Origin of the sequence: Micromonospora sp. ATA51 (assembly GCF_016802855.1) — a bacterium.
In the GTDB taxonomy this organism is placed as follows: Bacteria; Actinomycetota; Actinomycetes; order Mycobacteriales; family Micromonosporaceae; genus Micromonospora; species Micromonospora sicca.
In genome coordinates this window covers 1-2,965 of the sequence record NZ_JAEVHJ010000509.1, presented here as the reverse complement: position 1 = coordinate 2,965, position 2,965 = coordinate 1, and the positions used below count along the sequence as shown (strand labels likewise).

At 72.5% G+C, this 2,965-nt stretch carries 3 protein-coding genes; 1 reads left to right on the top strand and 2 read right to left on the bottom strand.

Translation table 11 applies throughout. The features are described from left to right. Positions 1-241: 241 nt before the first annotated feature. Positions 242-445 carry a cold-shock protein gene (locus JNW87_RS36840; protein WP_013288855.1) on the bottom strand — a complete coding sequence of 68 codons (204 nt, stop codon included), beginning with the start codon at positions 443-445 and terminating at the stop codon, positions 242-244. Positions 446-667: 222 nt separating this feature from the next. On the opposite strand from JNW87_RS36840, the gene JNW87_RS36835 reads away from it, so the two are divergent. Continuing rightward, entirely contained in the window at positions 668-1,198 is a 531-nt protein-coding gene (locus JNW87_RS36835; protein WP_201749565.1) for a GNAT family N-acetyltransferase, read from the top strand. 144 nt (positions 1,199-1,342) lie between these two features. Here JNW87_RS36835 and paaN read toward each other — a convergent pair. Beyond that, positions 1,343-2,965: phenylacetic acid degradation protein PaaN (paaN, locus tag JNW87_RS36830; RefSeq protein WP_238455314.1), on the bottom strand; the 1,623-nt coding region annotated here is incomplete at its 5' end.

Genomic DNA, 2,965 nt, shown 5'->3' with positions numbered 1-2,965 from the left:
CCGTACGCGGGCGGCGCCCAGCCGGGCGGTGCCGCTTGGGGCGGCCCGCCCTGGCCCGGTCCGCCGCCCCACGGGCCGGCGCCGGCGGGCTCCGACGGGTGGGGTCGGGGAGCATCCGGCGGGGGCAGATCGGACATGGGCCCTCCTCAGCATCGATGGCTGGAACGGCTCATGATCTTCCCCGGTGCGCGCCCGCACCGCTGCCCCTGATCGGAGTGGAAAAGCCGCCCGACGGGCGGGATCAGGCGATGACGCGGACGCGCTCGGCCTGCGGACCCTTCTGGCCCTGGGCGATCTCGAACTCGACCCGCTGGCCGTCGTCCAGCGCCTTGTAGCCGTCCATCTCGATCGCGGAGAAGTGGACGAAGACGTCCTGCCCGCCGTCGACGGCGATGAAGCCGTAGCCCTTTTCGGCGTTGAACCACTTCACGGTGCCCTGTGCCACGGTGCACTTCCTCACTCTGCGCGGCTTTCCACAACCCCCGGACGCCGGCCGAGCCCGCGCCCGGACCACCGTTCCGGCGATCGGCGACGGCCGCTGAATCGGTGACCGAAATCGCACGCTACACGAGGCGTGACGACGGCGCACGACCGCAAATCGGGCATATTCCGGGCAGGATCGGGCCCGGCGCGACATGGACGACCGTCCCTCCGGTATGCATGCGACATGACGAGCGCGCCGACCATGACAGCCGCCCGGACGGCCACCGTCCGCCGGATCCGCCCGGAGGACGCCGCCCGGATGCGCGCGCTGCGGCTGGAGATGCTCGCCGACGCGCCGCTGGCCTTCCTGGAGACCGTGGCGGAGGCCGCCGCCCGCCCGCACGCCGACTACGCGGCCCGGATCGCCGCCGTGTCGCGGGGCGCCGCGACGGCCCAGTTCGTCGCCGACCTCGGCGGCCGGTTCGTCGGCCACGCCGGGGGCACGGTCGTCCCGGAGGAGCCCGGCCTCACCGTGATCTACGCCGTCTACCTCACCCCGGCCTGGCGGGGCACCGGCCTGCTCGGGGAACTGGTCGACGCGGTGGCGGCCTGGTCCCGCGCGTGCGGCCGGCCCGAGCTGATGCTGGAGGTGGTGGTCGGCAACGACCGCGCCTACCGGGCGTACCAGCGGCTGGGTTTCGTTGACACGGGCGTGCGGGTGCCGCACCCGAAGATCCCGACGCTGCGCGAACTCCAGATGCGCCGCCCCGCCTGATTGATTCTTCTTCACCACCGAATCGGCCAGAACCACCCGACGTGGAGCACCACGGGCGGGTTTCCGGGGCAGCCCGCCCCGCGGAAGGATCAAGCCTGACCGCCTGGAGCGGGGTGGGCTGCCCCGGAAACCCCAACAGCAACCTCAGACGTGCCTACGGCTCTGGACGATGCGGAACCGGTTCGCCACGTACGCGCCGTCGGTCAGCGCCGCGTTGGCGGCCGGGTTGGCGCCGCTGCCGTGGAAGTCGGAGAACGCCGCCGACTGGTTGACGAAGACGCCGCCGGTCAGGTTGCAGGACAGGTGCACGCCGGCGTCGATGGCCGCCGCCTCGGCCGCGTCCAGCACCGCCTCGTCGGTCGAGTAGACCGCCGCGGTCAGCGCGCCCTTCTCCCCCACCGTGCTGCGCAGGATCTCCAGGCTGTGCTCGGTGGAGTCGGTCGCGATGGCGAACGAGATCGGCCCGAACCACTCCCGCGAGTAGGTCGCGGTGTCGTCGGCGGCCAGCTTGACGATGGTCGGCGTCCGGACCACCGCGCCGGGGAAGGACGGGTGTTCGACGGTACGCGACTCCAGCACCGGCTCACCGACCTTGGTGACCTCGTCGAGGCGCTCCAGCACGCCGTCGTTGACGATCGCGCCGGTCAACTCGACGCCGCGGGCCGGGTCGGCGGTGAGCTTGCCGACCGCCGCGGCGATCCCAGCCGCCACCTCGTCGAAGCTCTTGTGCCCCTGGTCGGTGGCGATGCCGTTCCGGGGGATCAGCAGGTTCTGCGAGGTGGTGCACATCTGGCCGCTGTACAGGGTCAGCGTGAAGCCCAGATTGCGGCAGAGCCCGGCGAAGTCGTCGGTGGAGTCGATCACCACCGTGTTCAGGCCGGCCTTCTCGGTGTAGACGGCGGCCTGCCGGGCGTTCGTCTCCAGCCAGTCGCCGTACTCGGTGGAGCCGGTGAAGTCGACGATCTTGACGGCCGGGTGCAGGGCGAGCGTGGAGGCGAGCTTCTCGCCCGGCGCCTCGGGGGCGAGCAGCACCAGATTCGGGTCGAAGCCGGCCTCGGCGAGCACCTCGCGGGCGTACCGCACCGTGATGGCGAGCGGCAGGACGGCGCGCGGGTGCGGCTTCACGACCACCGGGTTGCCGGTGACCAGCGAGGCGAAGAGCCCCGGGTACGAGTTCCAGGTCGGGAAGGTGTTGCAGCCGATGACCAGCGCCACCCCCCGCGGCACCACGTGGAAGGTCTTGGTCATCCGCAGCGGGTCGCCCTTGCCGGCGGCCTTCTCCCAGCCGGCCGTCCCCGGGTGGCGGGTCATCTCCGCGTACGCGTAGGCGACCGCCTCCAGCGCCCGGTCCAGCGCGTGCGCGCCGCCGGCCTGGAACGCCATCACGAAGGCCTGACCGCTGGTGAACTGCACCGCGTTGGCCAGTTCGAAGATGTGCTTGTGCAGCCGGTCCAGGATCTCCAGGCAGACCCCGACGCGCACCTGCGGGCCGGCGTCGCGCCAGCCGGCCAGGGCCACCGTGGCGGCGCCCACCAGCTGGTCGGCCGCCGCGTGCGGGTAGCGGACGTTGAGCTCCAGGCCGAACGGGCTCGTCTCGGTGGCGACGGTCTCGCCGTCACCCGGCTGGTCGAGGGGGAAGTCGGCGTTCAGGTACGCCTCGAAGGCGGCCTTCCCGTCGGCGGCGGCGGTCTCGCCGTACACCCGGGGGCTGGGCGACTCGGGGTAGGCGGACCAGTAGCCCCGCTCCGTGATCGCGGTCAGCGCGCG

Coding starts and splice junctions, on each gene's coding strand:
- JNW87_RS36835 (WP_201749565.1), top strand. CDS start 668: ATGACGAGCGCGCCGACCATGACAGCCGCCCGGACGGCCACCGTCCGC.